At 53.2% G+C, this 17,707-nt stretch carries 15 protein-coding genes; 12 read left to right on the plus strand and 3 right to left on the minus strand.

What is annotated here, in order from left to right; translation table 11 throughout:
* The first annotated feature begins 136 nt into the window (after positions 1-136).
* Together H043_RS0110640 and H043_RS0110645 are read left to right on the plus strand one after the other, a co-directional pair.
* A complete protein-coding gene (locus tag H043_RS0110640; RefSeq protein WP_027611843.1) occupies positions 137-2,194 on the plus strand; it encodes a carbon starvation CstA family protein in 2,058 nt (685 codons plus the stop codon).
* Positions 2,195-2,196: 2 nt separating this feature from the next.
* Entirely contained in the window at positions 2,197-2,394 is a 198-nt protein-coding gene (locus H043_RS0110645; protein WP_027611844.1) for a YbdD/YjiX family protein, read from the plus strand.
* Between the two features lie 151 nt (positions 2,395-2,545).
* On the opposite strand, the gene H043_RS0110650 is transcribed toward H043_RS0110645, so the two are convergent.
* The 3 genes from H043_RS0110650 to H043_RS0110660 all read right to left on the minus strand — a co-directional run bounded on the left by H043_RS0110650 (position 2,546) and on the right by H043_RS0110660 (position 4,170).
* Entirely contained in the window at positions 2,546-2,743 is a 198-nt protein-coding gene (locus H043_RS0110650) for a hypothetical protein (protein ID WP_027611845.1), read from the minus strand.
* Entirely contained in the window at positions 2,740-3,156 is a 417-nt protein-coding gene (locus tag H043_RS0110655) for a hypothetical protein (protein ID WP_027611846.1), read from the minus strand. The genes H043_RS0110650 and H043_RS0110655 overlap by 4 nt, the downstream gene beginning before the upstream one ends.
* A gap of 198 nt (positions 3,157-3,354) precedes the next feature.
* Entirely contained in the window at positions 3,355-4,170 is an 816-nt protein-coding gene (locus tag H043_RS0110660) for a WYL domain-containing protein (RefSeq protein ID WP_049827866.1), read from the minus strand.
* Between the two features lie 189 nt (positions 4,171-4,359).
* On the opposite strand from H043_RS0110660, the gene H043_RS30415 reads away from it, so the two are divergent.
* The 10 genes from H043_RS30415 (at position 4,360) to H043_RS0110710 (ending at position 17,693) form a co-directional block, all read left to right on the plus strand.
* Positions 4,360-5,826 (plus strand): hypothetical protein, encoded by a 1,467-nt coding sequence (locus tag H043_RS30415; RefSeq protein ID WP_177325619.1) that lies wholly within the window; start codon positions 4,360-4,362, stop codon positions 5,824-5,826.
* Positions 5,827-5,835: 9 nt separating this feature from the next.
* Positions 5,836-6,546: a hypothetical protein gene (locus H043_RS0110670; protein WP_027611849.1), complete on the plus strand. Its 711-nt coding sequence runs from the start codon at positions 5,836-5,838 to the stop codon at positions 6,544-6,546.
* Positions 6,547-6,555: 9 nt separating this feature from the next.
* Positions 6,556-10,890, plus strand: coding sequence for a hypothetical protein (locus tag H043_RS30665; RefSeq protein ID WP_256214178.1), 4,335 nt, complete (start codon positions 6,556-6,558; stop codon positions 10,888-10,890).
* Positions 10,890-11,936, plus strand: a complete 1,047-nt coding sequence (locus H043_RS29050) for a Wadjet anti-phage system protein JetD domain-containing protein (protein WP_049827846.1) — start codon at positions 10,890-10,892, stop codon at positions 11,934-11,936. Before H043_RS30665 ends, H043_RS29050 begins: the two co-directional genes overlap by 1 nt.
* A gap of 191 nt (positions 11,937-12,127) precedes the next feature.
* Positions 12,128-12,640, plus strand: coding sequence for a hypothetical protein (locus H043_RS0110685; protein WP_027611850.1), 513 nt, complete (start codon positions 12,128-12,130; stop codon positions 12,638-12,640).
* Positions 12,641-12,730: 90 nt separating this feature from the next.
* Positions 12,731-13,054: a hypothetical protein gene (locus tag H043_RS0110690; protein ID WP_027611851.1), complete on the plus strand. Its 324-nt coding sequence runs from the start codon at positions 12,731-12,733 to the stop codon at positions 13,052-13,054.
* A gap of 145 nt (positions 13,055-13,199) precedes the next feature.
* Positions 13,200-14,603 (plus strand): hypothetical protein, encoded by a 1,404-nt coding sequence (locus tag H043_RS0110695; protein WP_027611852.1) that lies wholly within the window; start codon positions 13,200-13,202, stop codon positions 14,601-14,603.
* Between the two features lie 394 nt (positions 14,604-14,997).
* Complete coding sequence (locus H043_RS0110700; RefSeq protein ID WP_049827847.1) at positions 14,998-15,453, plus strand: helix-turn-helix domain-containing protein; 456 nt, start codon at positions 14,998-15,000, stop codon at positions 15,451-15,453.
* Positions 15,454-15,704: 251 nt separating this feature from the next.
* Positions 15,705-16,892, plus strand: coding sequence for an MFS transporter (locus H043_RS0110705; RefSeq protein ID WP_027611854.1), 1,188 nt, complete (start codon positions 15,705-15,707; stop codon positions 16,890-16,892).
* A 120-nt stretch (positions 16,893-17,012) separates the two neighbouring features.
* Positions 17,013-17,693, plus strand: a complete 681-nt coding sequence (locus tag H043_RS0110710) for a DNA-3-methyladenine glycosylase I (protein ID WP_305809465.1) — start codon at positions 17,013-17,015, stop codon at positions 17,691-17,693.
* Positions 17,694-17,707 lie beyond the last annotated feature (14 nt).

Below are 17,707 nucleotides of genomic sequence, written 5' to 3' on the forward strand. Positions count from 1 at the left end.
AATACGTAGGCGATGTGTACGTAGTCGCGCGGATTTATTTGTGGACGCCATGGGTGGATATTGGAGCAGCTCCGCCTAGCGGACACAATTATAAAAATTACCGCCGCAGTCACGAGCTGTCGGCAGGAGACCCTATATGCCCCGTCTGGCTAAACACCTCGCCTGGTTTGCCGTGGCTGTCCTGGGAGCGATTGCGCTGAGTGTCGTGGCCCTGCGCCGTGGCGAAGCGATCAACGCCCTGTGGATCGTTGTTGCAGCTGTCGCCATCTACCTCGTTGCCTACCGCTACTACAGCCTGTTCATCGCCAACAAAGTGATGCAGCTCGACCCCAATCGGGCCACGCCGGCTGTGCTCAACAACGATGGCCTGGACTACGTTCCGACCAACAAGCACGTGCTCTTTGGTCACCACTTCGCCGCCATCGCGGGCGCAGGTCCGCTGGTCGGCCCGGTACTGGCCGCGCAGATGGGCTACCTGCCCGGCACGCTCTGGCTGATCGCCGGCGTGGTACTGGCCGGTGCGGTGCAGGACTTCATGGTCCTGTTCATGTCCACCCGCCGCAACGGCCGTTCGCTGGGCGACATGGTCCGTGAAGAAATGGGCCGCATCCCTGGCACCATCGCGCTGTTCGGCTGCTTTCTGATCATGATCATCATCCTCGCGGTGCTGGCGCTGATCGTGGTCAAGGCTCTGGCCGATAGCCCATGGGGCATGTTCACGGTGATGGCGACCATCCCGATCGCGATGTTCATGGGCATCTACATGCGCTATATCCGCCCGGGCCGTATCGGTGAGATCTCCGTCATCGGTGTGATCCTGCTGCTAGGTTCGATCTGGCTGGGCGGGCAGATTGCGGCTGATCCGGTGTGGGCCAAGGCCTTTACGTTCACTGGCATCCAGATCACCTGGATGTTGATCGGTTACGGTTTTGTCGCGGCGGTACTGCCGGTGTGGCTGATTTTGGCCCCGCGTGATTACCTCTCTACATTCCTGAAAATCGGCACCATCGTCGCCCTGGCGATCGGCATTCTGGTGACCATGCCCGAGCTGAAAATGCCGGCACTGACCCAGTTCATCGACGGCACCGGGCCGGTGTGGAAGGGTGGTCTGTTCCCGTTCCTGTTCATCACCATCGCCTGTGGCGCGGTGTCCGGCTTCCACGCGCTGATCGCTTCCGGCACCACGCCGAAGCTGCTGGCCAGCGAAGGCCATGCCCGTTATATCGGCTACGGCGGCATGCTGATGGAGTCCTTCGTGGCCATCATGGCCATGGTCGCCGCTTCGGTGATCGAGCCAGGCGTGTATTTCGCCATGAACAGCCCGGCGGCGATTGTGGGCGCTGACGCTGTCGCGGTCGCTCAAACGGTCAGCAGCTGGGGCTTCTTGATTACCCCGGAAGCCTTGCAAGCGGTGGCCAAGGACATCGGTGAAACCACCATCCTCGCCCGCGCCGGCGGTGCACCGACCTTGGCCGTGGGTATTGCGCAGATCCTGCACCACGTCCTGCCGGGCGAAAACACCATGGCGTTCTGGTACCACTTCGCGATCCTGTTTGAAGCGCTGTTCATTCTGACCGCCGTCGACGCCGGTACCCGTGCCGGTCGTTTCATGTTGCAGGACTTGCTCGGCTCGTTCGTGCCGGCGCTGAAACGCACGGACTCCTGGACTGCTAACTTGATCGCCACCGCCGGCTGTGTGGCCATGTGGGGGTATCTGCTGTACCAAGGCGTGATCGATCCACTTGGCGGCATCAACACCTTGTGGCCACTGTTTGGCATCTCCAACCAGATGCTGGCCGGTATTGCGCTGATGCTGGCGACCGTCGTGCTGATCAAAATGAAACGCCAACGCTACGTCTGGGTCACTATGCTGCCCGCCGTCTGGCTGCTGATCTGCACCGTATCGGCAGGCTTCATCAAGCTGTTCGACGCCAACCCGGCGATCGGCTTCCTGTCCCTGGCGAAAAAATACAGCGATGCCCTGGCCAACGGTCAGGTACTGGCGCCGGCTAAGAGCATCGAGCAGATGCAGCACGTGATCTTCAACGCCTACACCAATGCAACGCTGACCGCGCTGTTCCTGTTTGTGGTGTTCAGCATCTTATTCTTTGCCCTCAAGGTCGGTATTGCCGCTTGGGGCACCAAGGAACGCACGGACAAAGAAGCACCATTCCACGCGTTGCCGGATGCCTGATCATGTTCAATGACCTGAGTCGTCTCGGTAAATACCTCGGTCAGGCAGCGCGCCTGATGATGGGCATGCCCGACTACGATAATTATGTCGAGCACATGCAGACCAAACACCCCGACAAGCCGCTGATGGACTACGAGGCGTTCTTTCGAGAGCGCCAGGAAGCCCGTTATGGCAGCAAGGCTGGACCGAAGTGTTGTTGATCGGCTGAGTGGTCTAAGAAAGGTGATGTGGGAGCGCAGCAATGTCGCTTCCACATCCGTTTTGCATTCTTTCAAGAGAGCGAAGAAAGCGCATTTGATACCCAGGAACCCATGAATTAAATCTCGGGATCATTGGATAACGCATGTTTCATTACGCGCCGAGAGGACGCATAGTGCGCAAAGACTCAGCTGATCTCTGGACGAAAATGCTCAGCAATGCCTCTCTCAGAGCTTCCAGCGCAGCCTGCAAGCGTCGATTTTCCCTCGCGTCATCATTCGTGGGCACATAGCTTTCGCAATGCCTCAAAAGCGCTTCTGCATCGTTTGTATTCAAATCAAATTCAATCATGAATCCAATCCACCTTTCCTGTGTGCGGCAAGGTGCTCCATCTCTCGCACCCACAGCCGTAAAAAACGCCGCCAATCGCTCGCGTAGCTCCCCTCGTGCAATCGAGTGGATCCTGCGCTCGCAGCTTCAAACCTCATCCGCCAAGGTTGAGGGATGTGTTGGTCCAACACGATGACGAAAGGGTAGCCATCGCTTCCTTGAAATGGAGTCTCTGGGACGAGTTCGCGCAACTGATCAATCGTCAATGAACACGCTTCGCCGATGGGGTTGTTTTGGTCTTGTTGATCAATGTCGTTGAGGACAGCCAATAGCGGATGTGCCTCCTCTGAGCCAGGACGAAGACGTTCCAGCGTCCACAACGCTTCCCGACGAGCACGCTCGCGCTGCCAAAGAGCTTTTAGGTCAATATCCATGAGCATTCCTTACATCAATCAATCGCATGCCGAACTCGAAATGTCTAATTCATCTAAGCGGTGGGGAAGGCGGATAGGTGAAGGACCATCGCCAATGGTTTATCGGCGAGCCTTAAGGTGATTAGTCCGAGGTCAACGCTGTTGATTGATCACCTAACGAGAAAACCATCGCCAGTGCCTCCTACCATCCATTCAAAATTAGCGCACGTCAGGTGCGACATAACCCGGGGCAAGGATCGCGTTCTTGACGCCGTACAGTGCCAAGGGGTCGGACAACCACAACCTAAATTCTGGCCCCCTGAGACTGTGATCTGGTGAACAGTCCACGCTCCACTTTCGCAGGGTGTAACCCGCCGTAGCCGCCCGAAGTTTCAGCGACAGCATCCCATCAACCATTGCGTAATCCATGAGCGTGACTTCCGGTCGCGGTTGATTGGGGTGAGGGATAAGTGTCAGTTCAACGATTCTCGTCCACTGGATGTCTCGATCGCTCGTTTCGTGAACAGCAACGGGATCATCGGGAAGAGGGCTCGCCTTGCGGATCCGGGTGATGACGAAATCTCGAAACTCTCCCGACTTCCTGTCAAACCCACGAACATGCCAGCGAAGTCCATTGTCGATCAGAGAAAAAGGGACGATGACGCGTTGGCTGGAACTGTTCAACGACTCGTAATCAATCTGCAGTGGGCATTTCTGATGAATCGCCTGGGTGACGTGAGCCAGGATATCGAGCTTCGGCCACGACAGTTGATCAGGAAAATCGACCGTGATTCCAGGTGTGGTGTTTCGGGGTTCCCCATCGCCGAGTCCTTTGGTAACCCAAATGAGCGCTTGTTCCGCGGTGGAATCGAACAAGCTCTCGAAGTCCTCACTGGCTTTGTAGATACGCGAACTCGCGTCATACACCAGGTTGTGCGAACTGAGTGTTTTGTACAGAGCGATATCCCGGCTAGCAGCCGCTTCCTGAATTTCAAAGCGCTCGATCAAATGCTGACGTTTGAGCTCACCTAGCATACGCAGTCTGAGATCTATGAAGGCGAGGCGGTCTCGTTGTGGCTGACTGAGGTGTTCAAGCATGGTCGAACTTTTTGTGATGAAGGGGATTGTCATGTTACACGATCATCAATAGAATTCTGTCATAGCTATCAAATTGATAAGCATTAGGAATAATATTGATCTCATTGCAGAGCAGATTAGAATTCCATGCCAAACGAACAGCTGCCCGATGCACCCGATTCGCTGGGCGAACCCAAGAGCGAGTTGATCGACTTATCACCCCAGTTGCGAAATCAGCGGTTACTGGAACCAATGAACCAGCTCCATGCCACTCGTAACTTCCATCAAGACGAGGATGGACAGCCTCTGTTTGATGGGCTGGACACCCATTATCTGTGCATGGCCACCCTCAATTTCATGATGGAGGGATCTGCTGTCGGCGCGGGGTACAGCATCGCGGATGTGCACACCTATGTGAATTCAATGATCAGTCGGATCCGGCCTGAAAAATCCAGCTCAGCGTGTGCAAAGGCAGCCGATGTCGTGATTGGCTGTTTGAGCAATAAAGCGGAGAACTACAAAGAATTCGAATTCACCTACTTTCACGCGCCCACATTGCAAACCCTCGTGTACCGCTTTCGTCTGGTGACACTTGAACCGGATCTTGATGATGTCTATCGGTATCGCCCCTCACCAGAGGGTTATTTGCTTCTGATCGGCATGCTGAATGTGGACGTTGAAGATCAGCAGATTCTTATGGAAAAGATGATGCAGATCCTGATCGAAAGGGGGCGCTTTGAGCAGGCCGCGGAGTTCGCGAGGCGTGCCATGGTGCTTTCCATTGAGCATCGGCAACACATTCATGGGCAAATCGTTCAGGCAATCCGCGCGCCGGGAACGGTGAGGTGGAGTACGGACATCAAGCCTCAGTTGGACGAATCTCGCCGACACGTCAAAGCCCGTCAAGAAGAAGAGGGGCGGTTGCTCATGGCGATTCGCAACAAGATGGGTGAAGTCGAAAACATCAAAAGCAAGCAAGAGCTTTTAAGTTTGCATGACTTGTTGTCGAAGGCAGGCACCGTAAGAGCCCGACTGCAGCTTGAAGTTAGCAGCGCTGAAGGGCGTTTCATCGACGCTCAGACAGCGGCGTTTCGAGCTCGAAAATCTTCCGGAATTCCTGACCTTGAGACACATCTTCTTCCGCAAGCAATGATCCGCCCCGGGGCGCAGTTGGGCCAGGCGGCCGAAGATCTCATTGTCAGTTTGTTCCCGGCCGTGTTTCCCAAAACACCTGATTTATCGAACCTGCTCAGCATTCTGATGGAGCGACGTCAGTTAAACAAAGACGCAGATGACGACGAGGACGACGACGAGTTCGAGCCGTTCCAGGTCTGGCCAGATCCGTTTCCAGATCAATTGGTTGTCAAAATTTCTCAATGGCTATCCGCAAAATTTGAAGAAAACCGCTCTTGGCGGATTGATGAACTGATCGATGCAGGAACACACGAAGGCTTCAGTGCGACTGAGCAACAGTGCATTGCGTTCTGCCTTTATCGCAGCTTCCCCGACAGCGAATCAGAATTTGAAAGCCACCATGCCGTGCTCGATGGTGAATATGAAACCCGAGTGGTCCGAGGCGATAACCTCAGGTTCGACGTCAAGACAAAGGTCTAGGAGGTTCAATTGGATAACCAGAACAGCGCCGCTGCACGTCTGATATATCGGGCACTCAACCTAAGTGCGACCCCGGCCAATGACGTGGAGTATCGCGAGCTATTGGCTCGGTACCGCGCTAGCCCAGAACTGCAGCAGGTCCTCGCGGAAATTGCTGAAGGAATGGAATTGATGGTGCTGGATGTCAGCGAGCGAGGCTTGATCATCGCCCCGACACGTAAGGAAAGCCGCTTTTCCATACGACTTGGCGATCTTCGCAAAAACCTGTCTGAAGACCAACGCGTGGCGCTGGCGCTGAGCTTCCTGGCCATCTGCGCGGTGTTTTATCCAACGACTGCTCTGATTGAAGATGACAGTCGGTTTCCAATGCCGGCGACGCTGGCCATGTTCAGGGACACCTTGACGGGTTTGTCCGGGCGCATGAACGCGCTCGAAGATTCCGATGATTATTCAAGAGAGGAGCTGCGACCAGGCTGGAGCTACATTCACAGCCTGCCGGTTTCGATCCCCCAAGCCGATCGCGCGTCACCCAACTCGGTTGAAGGATTGGTGCGCATGGCACTCAACTACCTGATTGAGTACGGACTGGTGAATAACGTGGGGGCTCAGGATGAGGGCGAAGCGGTTGAATTTACCGCCACCCATCGACTGCGTATTCAGTTGCGTGAACGGACGCTACCGCGACTATTTGACTATGTGCGTTCCGGCGCAACGGCCTGAGGATTTTATATGCAAAAAATCACCCGAATGCATGTCTGCCGCTACGGCACCGCCACCGCCTGGAACGACCAGACCTTGCTCGACTTTACTGCGCCGGATACGCGCGAGGCGGTCAACGCTATCGTCAATCTGGAGAATACCGGTGGCAAGACCTCGCTGCTGTCGTACGTGTTCAGCATTTTCGAACCGCGCCGAGATCTGTTCATTCAGCACATGCAGAACCCCAATCACCAGTTCAATGACTATTTCGCTAAGGACGGAAAACCATCTTTCATAATCATTGAGTGGTCGATGCCATCACGACTGCCGGGAGGCAAGGACTACAAGCTGGTCATTGGCCAAGCTGTTGCGATGCGCGATGTCATTGAACGTGGTAACGATATCGATCGGGTATTTTTCGCGTTTGAATCCCACCACGGCATCACCTTTGAAGATATCCCGGCACCCGGCATCAACACGCTGGGTGTGCCGGGGGTGAGCACGATGGCGGAGCTCAACCAATGGCTGACTCAAATGTACAGGAAGTGTCCTGAAGACTTTTACCACACTCGCCATCAACACGATTGGACCACGCACCTCGCCACTACACGACTGCTGGATCTCGATCTTCTGGTCATGCAGCGTCAATTCAATGGGCAGGAAGGTGGCCTAGAAAGCGGTTTCCTGACTTTCAAGGATGAAGAGGATCTGGTTCGTAAGCTGATGGCGCTGACGGTGGACCCTGAGCGCGCTCAAACAGTGCGCAACACCGTGGTGAATGTGGCGGACAAATACCAGAATAAACCTCGCCTTGAGGCGCGGCTTGTACAGTTGGCCAGAATCCTGTCGTGCATGAAGCCCCTGGATGAATCTTCTAAAGCGTTTGAGCTTGCGCTTGAAGCACGATCGGGGTTGTTACGCCGTGCATCGGGACTGGCCGCCGCTATGGAGCTGGTTCGTTTAAGTGAAGAAAAGCAGGTCACTCATTTTGGTGACCTGATCGATACCCTCAACTCACGCATTTTGGAAAACCAGGCACAACTGGTACAGCAGCGCGCGTCCACGCTTTCAATGCGTGCTTTGCAGCACACGCGCCGTGTGGATCGCACTGCAGCGGTGTTTAAAGACGCCACGGCTGGAAAGGACGCGGCTCAATTGCGTCTGAGGCATCTCAACGGTGCCATTTCGTACAAGAAGATCACCAGCGCTCATGAGCAGGTTCTCATTGAGGAACGGTCGCTGGCAGCAGAAGTCGAGGGCTTTCGCCCAATCAAAGAAGCACTCGAAAGACAGGGAGCACTGCTTCGTGGCGCTATCGATATTTTACTGAAACAGAACGACGACAAACGCTTAGCGGAGAAAAATGTTGAGCTGGCGGCTGCTGAGGCAGTAACGCAAGCCAAGGCCCACATTAAAACGTTGAGCTTATCCATCAAAGCGCTTCAGCAAGAGGAGGCAAAAGTCGGGGCCAACGTCGATAATGCCGAGATACAACGCGTCAGCTTGCTGGATGACGGGGTGCTTGGCGCGTTCGATCATGACGCCGCTGCTGCGATCGAAAGATTTACGGCGGCCATTACCCAGGCGCAAAATCGCCTCGATACCTTGCGCGCTGAACGAGCGGGCCACCTACAACACGTTGACCTCCTTCGTGAGCAGGCGGCGCAGCATGGATTGCGAGCCCAAGCGCAAGCGTACATCCGAGAAAGTCTGAACAGAGAAGTCGGTGATGCCAGAGCCCTTCAAGAAGACCTTCAGCAAAATCGGTTGCTGTGTTCGGTGGTCGAAGCTGAATTATGCGACCCTGATTCCCTGACACTGCTGGGCACCGTTTACGAATTTATCCAATCCATGGACCGTGAAGTGCTGGAGCGGGACATTCGCCTGGCCAACCTCGAGCGCGCCAAACAGTCCATCGAAGAATCCGAACTTGCGGGCCAAAGTGATGACGTCGATCAAGTTGTCCGGTTGCTTCGGACTGCCGGCATTCATTCTGCGCGAGCAACCAACTCCTACATTGCCAATGTTGTCCCCGATGCTGAAGAGGCCCGTCGACTGGTCAACTCCGACCCCGCCCGGTTTCTCGGCGTCTGTGTGGGCTCCGAAGAGTGGGAAAAATCATGCAAGATTATCGCAGGTGCTGACTTCTCGCTGAGCACCCCGGTAACTGTCGCCCTTGCCACCATTGATACGGCCGTCGCGACATTCGATCGGGTAGTGATATCCGCAGAAGACGACTCTGCCTATAACCTGGAGGCCGCTGCCGCCGCGCTGATCGATTTTGAACAACGAATCGCTGAAATCTCAGGCACGCGCGAGGCACACATTCAACGCCGCAACGAAGCACGTGATGCAGCCAACAAACTCAAGGATTATCAAGAGCGCTTCGGCGCCGTGCGAATCGCGGAGCTTGAGCGATGCATTCAAACTCATTACGAGGAAGAACAGGCGTTCACGAGCCTGCAGGTCGGGTGCCTGGAAGAAGCCGCTGAAATGCAAGAGCGTGCGAAGGGGCTGGAGAAGGAGATAGATCCAATTCCAGGTGATCTCGCCAATCAGGCCAGCAGGGTCCAGCGCCTGGAGCGTTATTCGCACGAATATGAACAGCCGCTTGCGCAATGGAAACAGCAGTTGGCAACAGCGCGAGCGTCTTTGAAAGAAGCAGAAACAGAAAGTGAAGGCCTTGAGCAGTTGATCGATTCGAAAGCGGCGATCATCGCCCACTCGAAGCAATTGCAGTTTGATCTTGCAGGGAGCGCCCAGCAGTTGCTGAGTCGCAAAGACCTCACAGAAATTTTCGATCCCAGCTTCGATTATCGAACAGCCCTTGAATCTGGTTTTGATCTGCAGGCATTGATCAAGAACTACGATTCCGACAAAGCCGTATTTGATACTGTGGAGTCTGAGCGATTGGGCGCTCGTCGGGTAGCCCTCGAGCAATTGCGCAAAACAGAAGTCATGTCTCGCGAGGAGTACAGGCTTGAGTTTTCCGATCTGCGCGAAGAAGCCGTGATCAACCTGCTAAGCCTCGATCTGGCACAGGAGCGCACGACCCAGATAACGCAAGTCGGGTTGTACGAACAGGCGTTTGTATCATCATCAAATGCACATGCGGTGGCCTGCAGCGACAGAGATGCCTTCTTCGCCAAGGCTGATCCTCTTCAACCCTCTGATGATGTCTTATCACTCAGCGATGATGAACTTGCGCAACACATCGTGGTAGTCCAGGACAATACGGAACAGCTTGAAAAAAGTCTGGTTTCTGGTCAGCAAGAAGCCGAGAAAGCATTGAAGGGGCGCGCTCAAAGTAAGAAGAACGTCGATGTGCTGAACAAGCATAAGAACATGCTCACTTCTGCGGTTCCTCATGAGGCTGCCGCTCCTGAGTTTATTGAGCTTGAAGGTGACGGAGAAGCGCAAGTGATGGCGGTGCTCGATCGCTATAAGCAGCAAAGCGTCGGTCTGGAAGAAGCCCGAAAATTGGCTCAATCGCACTTCGACGGGTTTACGGATGTGGTGAAGTCAAAGGCGGTGCAAGATGTTGATCCGGGCTTGGCGCACGAGCTGTCGAGCAATTCCTTTGAAACCACCTGCAGCGATTTCGAGCGACTGATGATGCTCATCGTTGAGCGTACGGACGCCTCGCAGTCTGAGTTGGACGGCATGTTGCCGGACTTTGAAAATTGCGTGGGCGAAGTGCATCAGTTGGTAGAAGAGGGTATGAGTGTCCTGAAGAAAGCTTGCGAGGTCATGGTGCCGAAAGGCGCCCCCTATGTTGGTGGCAAAGTCATCATGAAGATGCGTCATCCGATTACAGGTGTGTCGACGGAAACCGGGAAGACTGCTATCCGGCATTACTTAAACGGATTGATAGAAACCAAGGTCATTCCTGAACTGGGGGCTGACTTGGTCGCTGCCGGCATGATTAATCTCTCTCCACAGCGGGCATTCGGTTTGCAATTATTGCAAATGGAGCAGAATGCCGATCATCAGTACCAAGATGCCGGGCGGCTGAAAAAATCCGGTGGCCAAGGGGTGGTTATCGCCATGTTCATGTACCTGATGATGAGTCAACTGCGACGCACCCATCAGGTCGTCACTAAACGTGGAGGCGGTTGCCCCCTCATTCTTGATAACCCGTTTGCCAAGGTACAAACCCGGGCGTTGATTGACGTCCAGATCATGCTGGCCGAGGCCATTGGCGTGCAGTTGATTTTCTTCACCGCCATGAAGGATGTAAACATTCTTGCCGGTTTTCAGCGGGTGATCCGTCTGCGCAAGGATGGGGTGAAAAGTGGCCGGTCGCACATTCAAATGGCGACTGCAACCTTCAACACGGCGGTGCAAAGAGCAGGTAAAAATTGATGAACACTGCTTTTTTTGAAGCGTTGCGCGGCAGCCGTAAAAAGCGCATAGAGCTACTGAAATTAAGGAGCCTCTGGATAGAACACCATCCAGAGCTCCAGCAGTATCCCAATCGAGATAGATTGCTCATGGAGGCCCTTAGGGCTGGCGATGAGCAAGGCATTTTGAGACTTCCTTCTCCCCGCAGCTTCGAGCGTATCGGCAATCCGGCCATGCCCATGTTTATCACCGTCATCGTTGAAACGATCTCGGTGTTGAAACCGGACTGGACAGCCGTTTCCTGGATGCCGGAATTGGGATTCTGGATGCAATTGACGGAAAGCGAAAAGGTCACTGCCAAGGTCATCAACGAATGGCTCATTCGCCGCAAAGGGCGCTTTATGACGGTGCCGTTGCGCGAGCGATCGCTTGAGATGTTCGGGGATGAGAAATACCTCGATGGCAGGGTGCGATCCAATGCACTTTTTGGCGGCAGGCTTGCTCTGTCGGCGATTGGCGCCAGAAAGGTGGACCTTCCCTTGCCTTACCGGCAGCAGCTTGGCAAACCAGGGCGACCGGTGCTGGTCGTAGAGAACCACCACACGTTCTTCAGCCTTGGCGAATGGAACGACACCGCACATCGCTACGCGGCGGTCGTCTATGGCGCGGGTAGCGCCATCACGTCAACTGGAACCGCACTGGATGAAGTCATCAGAGAGGTTGACGGTGACGGAGCGGAATACTTCGGAGATCTGGACCCCGAGGGTGTTTCAATACCGCTGCGATACAACTCGAAGCATAAGACCCAGCTGTACCCGGCGATCTGGCTCTACCGAAAGCTGCTGATTATCGGTCGCCACAGGCCGCTGCCCATCCTTTACGCAGGTGACGACCAGGCGGTTACTTTGTGGATACCTGAGCTCGCCCGGGAAGTCCACGATCTGTGGAAGGAGGGCAACTGTCTGCCACAAGAGGGCGTAGGGCTTGAGCAACTCTTGCCCCAGCCTCATGAACAAGGCTTAAACAAAGGCTTAATCGACAACCTGTTTGCAGCTGCTCAGTCGTAGGGTAGTGGTTAAATGATCGTTGTACTGGCTGCGGCCAATAGGCATTGGATATCGAAGGCTTTACGCAGCCATAATTGATCTTGTTTAGTAATTTCGAAGTATTGATGTACCAGACCTTCACAATGCAGGAGAGGGGGAGAGTGCTGGGCCAAGTGTTGCGTATAAGTTGATATAAAATAAAGGATAATTTCGTGAGCAACAAAACAACCGGGAACGGGGTAGTCAATTATTTCATTAAGCTTCGGAATGATTATTTGGCTGAGCGCAAAACTCACCTTGAGACCATTCTGATGACCCTCTACGGATTATGGAGTCGATTAATACGAAGTAAGAAATATCTATTAGGCGTTATTATGGCTGAGCAAGCAATGATCAATAAATATTCCAGCATCGTAAAGCGCGACTTTGATGCCAAAGTCATATCAAAAGCCGATATAAAAAAATACAAGGCGGCGCTAAAGGGCGCTAATGTGAAATACAAACAGAGAAGCGATTTTCTCGTCATCATGGTGAGCATAATCTCACTGCTGGGGCTGACTACGTTTAGTGATAAAGCGCCATTTTATATGAATAAGCCCATTCCGTTTTTCGCAGTAGTGTTCTTTTTGTTAATGGTAGTAGTGACTGCTATCGAGCGAATTAATATGAATTCGGTCGTCGCGGAAAATGAGGAGCTCATTAATGTTTTTGATTCGGCATTTTGAATTCGAGTATGCTTCTACCAAGGGGACGTCTGCACTGGAACACTTCTGTGGAGAAAACTCCATCCCGCTGCCGCAATGAAGAGATAAAAAATGACTACACAGTTGAGTGAAGAGGAGATGCGTCGGGCGCTCTTCGGAACAACGAACCCTATTCATAGCTCAACGCCATCGAGCCGCCTTGATCCCGCCCCTGTACCCAAGGCAAATCCTGCACAGAAGCCTCGAACCTCTGCAAAAGCCGTAACTTCGAAGCTCCGAGTTACCCTGCATGTGTCGAATGTATTTGAGGGCGATTATGAAATCGTCCACTACGACACCAGTACCCTCAGTAAAATCGTCGCAGAAATGGACGCCAAAAAGACCTTCAAGAAAAAGTACAAATACATCACCGTGGTGTCGGTAACCCCGATCTGAAACATCCGATGGCGTGTAGGTGAGCTATGTTCGGTTTTTTGGCGATCGACCTGAGGTGCTTGGATGGCTTTAAAGGCAAATTTTACCCCAGTGGGGCGAGCCTTAAGGGCGTTGCCGCGTAATTGATTATCTGTGAGGGTGAACAGTGGCGTACGCAAAAAACATAAGTTTGGAGGAGATTCGTGACGCGATTGCCGCCTCTCTTCACAATGTTAAAGCGTACGACCTACCCGCGGTATGCGCCAAGCTTGGTCTTGAGCCCGGCAGCGAAGAAGAAGCCTATCGTAGCAAGCGGACGTACGTTCGCTCTCGTTTACGAGATCACAGTTTCAATGATCTGATTGCCCTGGCAAAAAATGTCATGGATGAAATCGGCGATGCAGACTTGCAAGACTTTGTCAGCGAGTTAATGACTCCTGAAGATTATCGCATTTCTGATATCACCCGACGTGCAATTCTCGGAGCCCTGGACTCGATAAACCCGCTTTTTGGCGAGATACCACCTTTGGATGGGCTTGCAATCCTGCGTCCAAATTGGGGCATGTCCGGGCCTGAAGGCCATTTCCTCAACACGCTTCACCGCGATGTTGAACAACATTTCGTTCGGAACAACGACTATACAAACTCCACCGTACTCAAGCACTGTGGGGCAATGACGTGCTCGCAACAGCGCTTCATCGACCTGATTGCCTACACCCTTTCTCCCGAGTGTCGAACCGACCTCGAGCAGAAGATCCTGGTGCCGATGCTGACTGATCTGCTCGCGGCAGACGGCTTTACATTGATGGTGGTCAAGGAGATCTCACGCCGGGCTATCTATGGCATTAGTCGTCTTTCTTCAGGGGTACAGGGGACTGCAAAGAACCTGATTTTTGCCTCGATCAACAGCAAACCGGATCTATATCTCACGGATGCGATCAACAATGAGGTTGCTATCAGGAATCAGCACGACGCCCTGATCTATGACCGTTCATTGAGTAACAACGGCCTGCTTTGGAGCGAATTGGTGGGCTGGTGGGCTCACCGAGAAAACGATGACCTGGAGATTGCTCAGCGAGGCCTTTACAAACGACTGAGAGACTCTGTGAGGCAAGCCCGCTCTCCTGGCGAAGAAGTAATCTTTGACAGCTATTACCGCGAGCTAGCGCCCCTGTTCAAACAACGATTGCCGGCTCTGATTCCTCAAGTTTACCTTCACTACGACCCTAAGACATCACGGCAGCGAGGGACAGACAAGGTGCTGCTGCGAGAAAGAATGGATTTCTTGTTGCTCCTTGAGCACGGTGTACGAGTAGTCATTGAAATTGACGGCCAGCATCACTATGCAATCGATGGCAAACCAGCTCCAGCCAGGTACGCCGCAATGGTTGCCGAAGATCGACGATTGAGGCTGATGGGATACGAGGTTTATCGCTTCGGTGGGGGAGAGTTTAACGATACGGTACAGCGCGGTGGCAGCGTTGAAATTGGTGATCAATCGCGAGCGTTAGCGGTCAGGTTCTTCAAGGCGCTTTTCGCTCAGCATGGGGTCACTGAAGAAAATGGCTAAGTCTTGAACATGACTAGGCGACTGGAGACAGGCTCACCCCTTGAAAATCGACTCTGGCGTTCAATTCATCACCTCGCCACCTCGCCACCTCGCCACCTCGCCACCTCGCCATCATGAAGCCTGACTTGATTTCAGATTCATGTTTATGAGAAGTCGCATGCTTTTGCTCACACTGGCCAAAAGCCCCTCAATACGGGCACAAGGCCGCAGCATAAAGCTGGGGCGAGGGGAGGTAGATGACTGGCTTCTATTTTTGTAGTCGCTACTGATTTAGTAGTTGACTCTCTCATTCGTTGTTACTACTGTTTTCGTAGTGACTCGTTGCTTCTGAACGCTGGAGAACCTGATGGCTTGTGAAAATTTGTCTGACATTCGGTGTTCTATAGGACGTGCCATGTGCCTGGTCGGAGAGTCTTGGAGCATTTTGATCCTGCGCGATCTCACTCAAGGGTTGTCGCATTACGACGAATTTCGTAAGAGCCTGGGGATCTCTCCCAGCATGCTCAGCAAGCGGCTGAACGAGCTGACAGAGGCTTGTTTGATCAAAAAAACGTTGTACCAGGATAATCCGCCGCGGTACGCCTATTCACTGACTGAGAAAGGCGAGGATTTCTTACCTGTAATCGCAACATTGCTGGCTTTTGGTAATAAACATGCATCCCCGGATGGAATCGATACTCAGATGATGCACGTCGACACGCATCAGCGAATCGATCCCATCGTAGTCGATGAGCGCACAGGGATGCCGCTGCAACTCAAAGATATTGTGTTCGGAGGAGGGCCTGCGAATTCAGAGAAGAAGATTGAGACCCTCAAACGACGAAATCTTCCACTCACTGCATCAGGCTGAGAGAGAGGCAAGGCTCCGTATTGGTCAAATCAGGTTTGGCACGCGGTACCGGTATTACAACCGGTGAAACTTGTCGGGAACTGATTTGGATTTCCATGAGCTTTTTGAAATTTAAAGCTCAGCAGTAACGTATAGCAATAAGTGCTTATCGATTGATCCGATTTTAATATTCGTGGCTTGTTTCTTAGGTCTAGCGAGCGATCGACTGTTGCCGACTGATCAAATACTGAATTGCGCCATTAGGAGGTGATATGCAAACTGCCAGTGAAGGAATTGTCCCAAGGGCGCGCGTACCTGTTTTACTTTTTGCAATTTCGGCTGGCGTCATGATCACCAACATATTCGCGCCGCAAACGCTAGTCAGCTTGTTAACGACAGCGTTTGGTTTGGATTCGTCGTCTGGCGGATTGATCGCGATGATCTCGTTGCTCGGGTATGCGGCTGGTTTGTGTTTTTTGATTCCGTTGGCTGATCTTGTCGAAAATCGTCGGCTTGTTTTGCAAATGTTAACGGCTGGAGCGCTATCCGCGGCCGGGATATTGTTTGCTCCCAATGCCACAACGCTGTTCATGTTGCTATTCATCCTGGGCGCTTCGTGTTCCGTTATTCAAGTATTGTTACCCTCGGCAGCATCAATGGCGGCACCTGAGCAAAGGGGGAGAGTCATCGGTGACATCATGAGTGGCCTCATGGTGGGCATCCTGTTATCACGACCTATTGCTAGTTTTCTGGCCGGGACGTGGGGATGGAAAGCTTTTTATGTGTTCAGCTGTACATCAACAATCTTACTTGGGCTAACTCTTTCAATTCGATTGCCAAGACGCCAGCCTGGTCAAAACATCCGTTACTCTCAGCTGATCAGCTCGCTGTGGCACTTGTTCAAGGATGAATCTGTCTTGCGGCACCGCGCTATTTCCGCCGCGATCGTGATGGCTGCCTTCAACTTCTTCTGGACGACGATTGTTTACGTTCTGGAAGGCGCTCCATTTGAAATGGGTCAGAAAGGTATCGCGCTGTTTGCCTTGGTGGGAGCCGGTGGGGCTATCGTCACTCCGATGGTGGGGCGCTGGTCTGATCGAGGCCATGGGCGCCGAGTGACAAACATTGCGCATGTCGTATTGATGGCGGGGTTTGTACTCGCTGCAGTGAGCGGGCTCGTTGCGAGCTTGCCTGTCTACGTTATGTTGATTGGCTTGGGGGTAAGTGCACTGCTACTGGATATGGGCGTGCTTGGTAACCAAACCGTAGGCCGCTACATGATCAACCTGCTCAACCCTGATGCACGCGGACGGATTAACGCAATCTTCGTCGCGACATTCTTCGTCGGTGGTGCGCTTGGGTCAGCGCTTTCTGGGATGCTTTGGTCAGTCGGAGGATGGGGAGCGGTATGTGCCGGCGGAGTTGTCCTTGGATTGGTAGCCACGATGTCACCCAAGTAAATGTGAAGCGACGATGACGCAGATGATTTGTCCTCAAGAATCGAGGTTCGCCGTTGTTAAGTCGCAGCGTTCAAGATTCGCAGGGAGATCTCTCGGCTGATATGACTTCGGTGATTTTGGATGATGAAAAACAAGAGCGGCGCGCAGAAAAATGGCCCATCGGTGCCAGACAATCGGTCTGATGGACGTGAGGCGAAAATAAAGCCCATACACGCGGTGAAAGGCGAGGATGGATTGATTCGACCACCTTGGGCGTCAACCGATTTGCTGCTTCGCGAGTACTACGACACAGAGTGGGGAATGCCTATTCGCGATGAGCGCGGGCTTTTCGAAAGACTGAGTCTCGAAGCTTTTCAAGCCGGTTTATCCTGGGTGACCATTTTGCGTAAGCGGGAGAACTTCCGGATTGCGTTCGATCAATTCGACCCCGACAAAATTGCCGCATTCGATGAGGAAGACATCAATTGTCTCATGGAAGATGCAGGGATTATCCGAAATCGGGCCAAGATAATCGCTACCGTTAGCAACGCCGCCGCCACCATCAGGCTGAGGGATGACGGAGGCTTGGCCAACCTCATCTGGTCTTTCAAACCCGAACGAACACCATTCCCTCAGACAATGGCCGAGGTGCCGACGACGTCTCCAGAATCCATCGCATTAAGTAAAGCGTTACGCAAACGAGGGTTCAGCTTTGTAGGACCCACCACAATGTTTGCGTTGATGGAGGCCATCGGGATGGTAGACACCCACCTGTTGGATAGCCATAGGCGGGGCAGTTCGGGTGTCTGGGCTATCGATTAGCCGTGTGTTTGATT

The sequence above is a fragment of the Pseudomonas sp. URIL14HWK12:I6 genome (assembly GCF_000514195.1).
GTDB classification, from domain to species: Bacteria; Pseudomonadota; Gammaproteobacteria; order Pseudomonadales; family Pseudomonadaceae; genus Aquipseudomonas; species Aquipseudomonas putida_A.

Coding starts and splice junctions, on each gene's coding strand:
- H043_RS0110650 (WP_027611845.1), bottom strand. CDS start 2,743: ATGATTGAATTTGATTTGAATACAAACGATGCAGAAGCGCTTTTGAGG.
- H043_RS29050 (WP_049827846.1), top strand. CDS start 10,890: ATGAACACTGCTTTTTTTGAAGCGTTGCGCGGCAGCCGTAAAAAGCGC.
- H043_RS0110640 (WP_027611843.1), top strand. CDS start 137: ATGCCCCGTCTGGCTAAACACCTCGCCTGGTTTGCCGTGGCTGTCCTG.
- H043_RS0110700 (WP_049827847.1), top strand. CDS start 14,998: ATGTGCCTGGTCGGAGAGTCTTGGAGCATTTTGATCCTGCGCGATCTC.
- H043_RS0110655 (WP_027611846.1), bottom strand. CDS start 3,156: ATGGATATTGACCTAAAAGCTCTTTGGCAGCGCGAGCGTGCTCGTCGG.
- H043_RS30665 (WP_256214178.1), top strand. CDS start 6,556: ATGCAAAAAATCACCCGAATGCATGTCTGCCGCTACGGCACCGCCACC.
- H043_RS0110690 (WP_027611851.1), top strand. CDS start 12,731: ATGACTACACAGTTGAGTGAAGAGGAGATGCGTCGGGCGCTCTTCGGA.
- H043_RS0110660 (WP_049827866.1), bottom strand. CDS start 4,170: ATGCTAGGTGAGCTCAAACGTCAGCATTTGATCGAGCGCTTTGAAATT.
- H043_RS0110705 (WP_027611854.1), top strand. CDS start 15,705: ATGCAAACTGCCAGTGAAGGAATTGTCCCAAGGGCGCGCGTACCTGTT.
- H043_RS0110710 (WP_305809465.1), top strand. CDS start 17,013: ATGATGAAAAACAAGAGCGGCGCGCAGAAAAATGGCCCATCGGTGCCA.
- H043_RS0110645 (WP_027611844.1), top strand. CDS start 2,197: ATGTTCAATGACCTGAGTCGTCTCGGTAAATACCTCGGTCAGGCAGCG.
- H043_RS30415 (WP_177325619.1), top strand. CDS start 4,360: ATGCCAAACGAACAGCTGCCCGATGCACCCGATTCGCTGGGCGAACCC.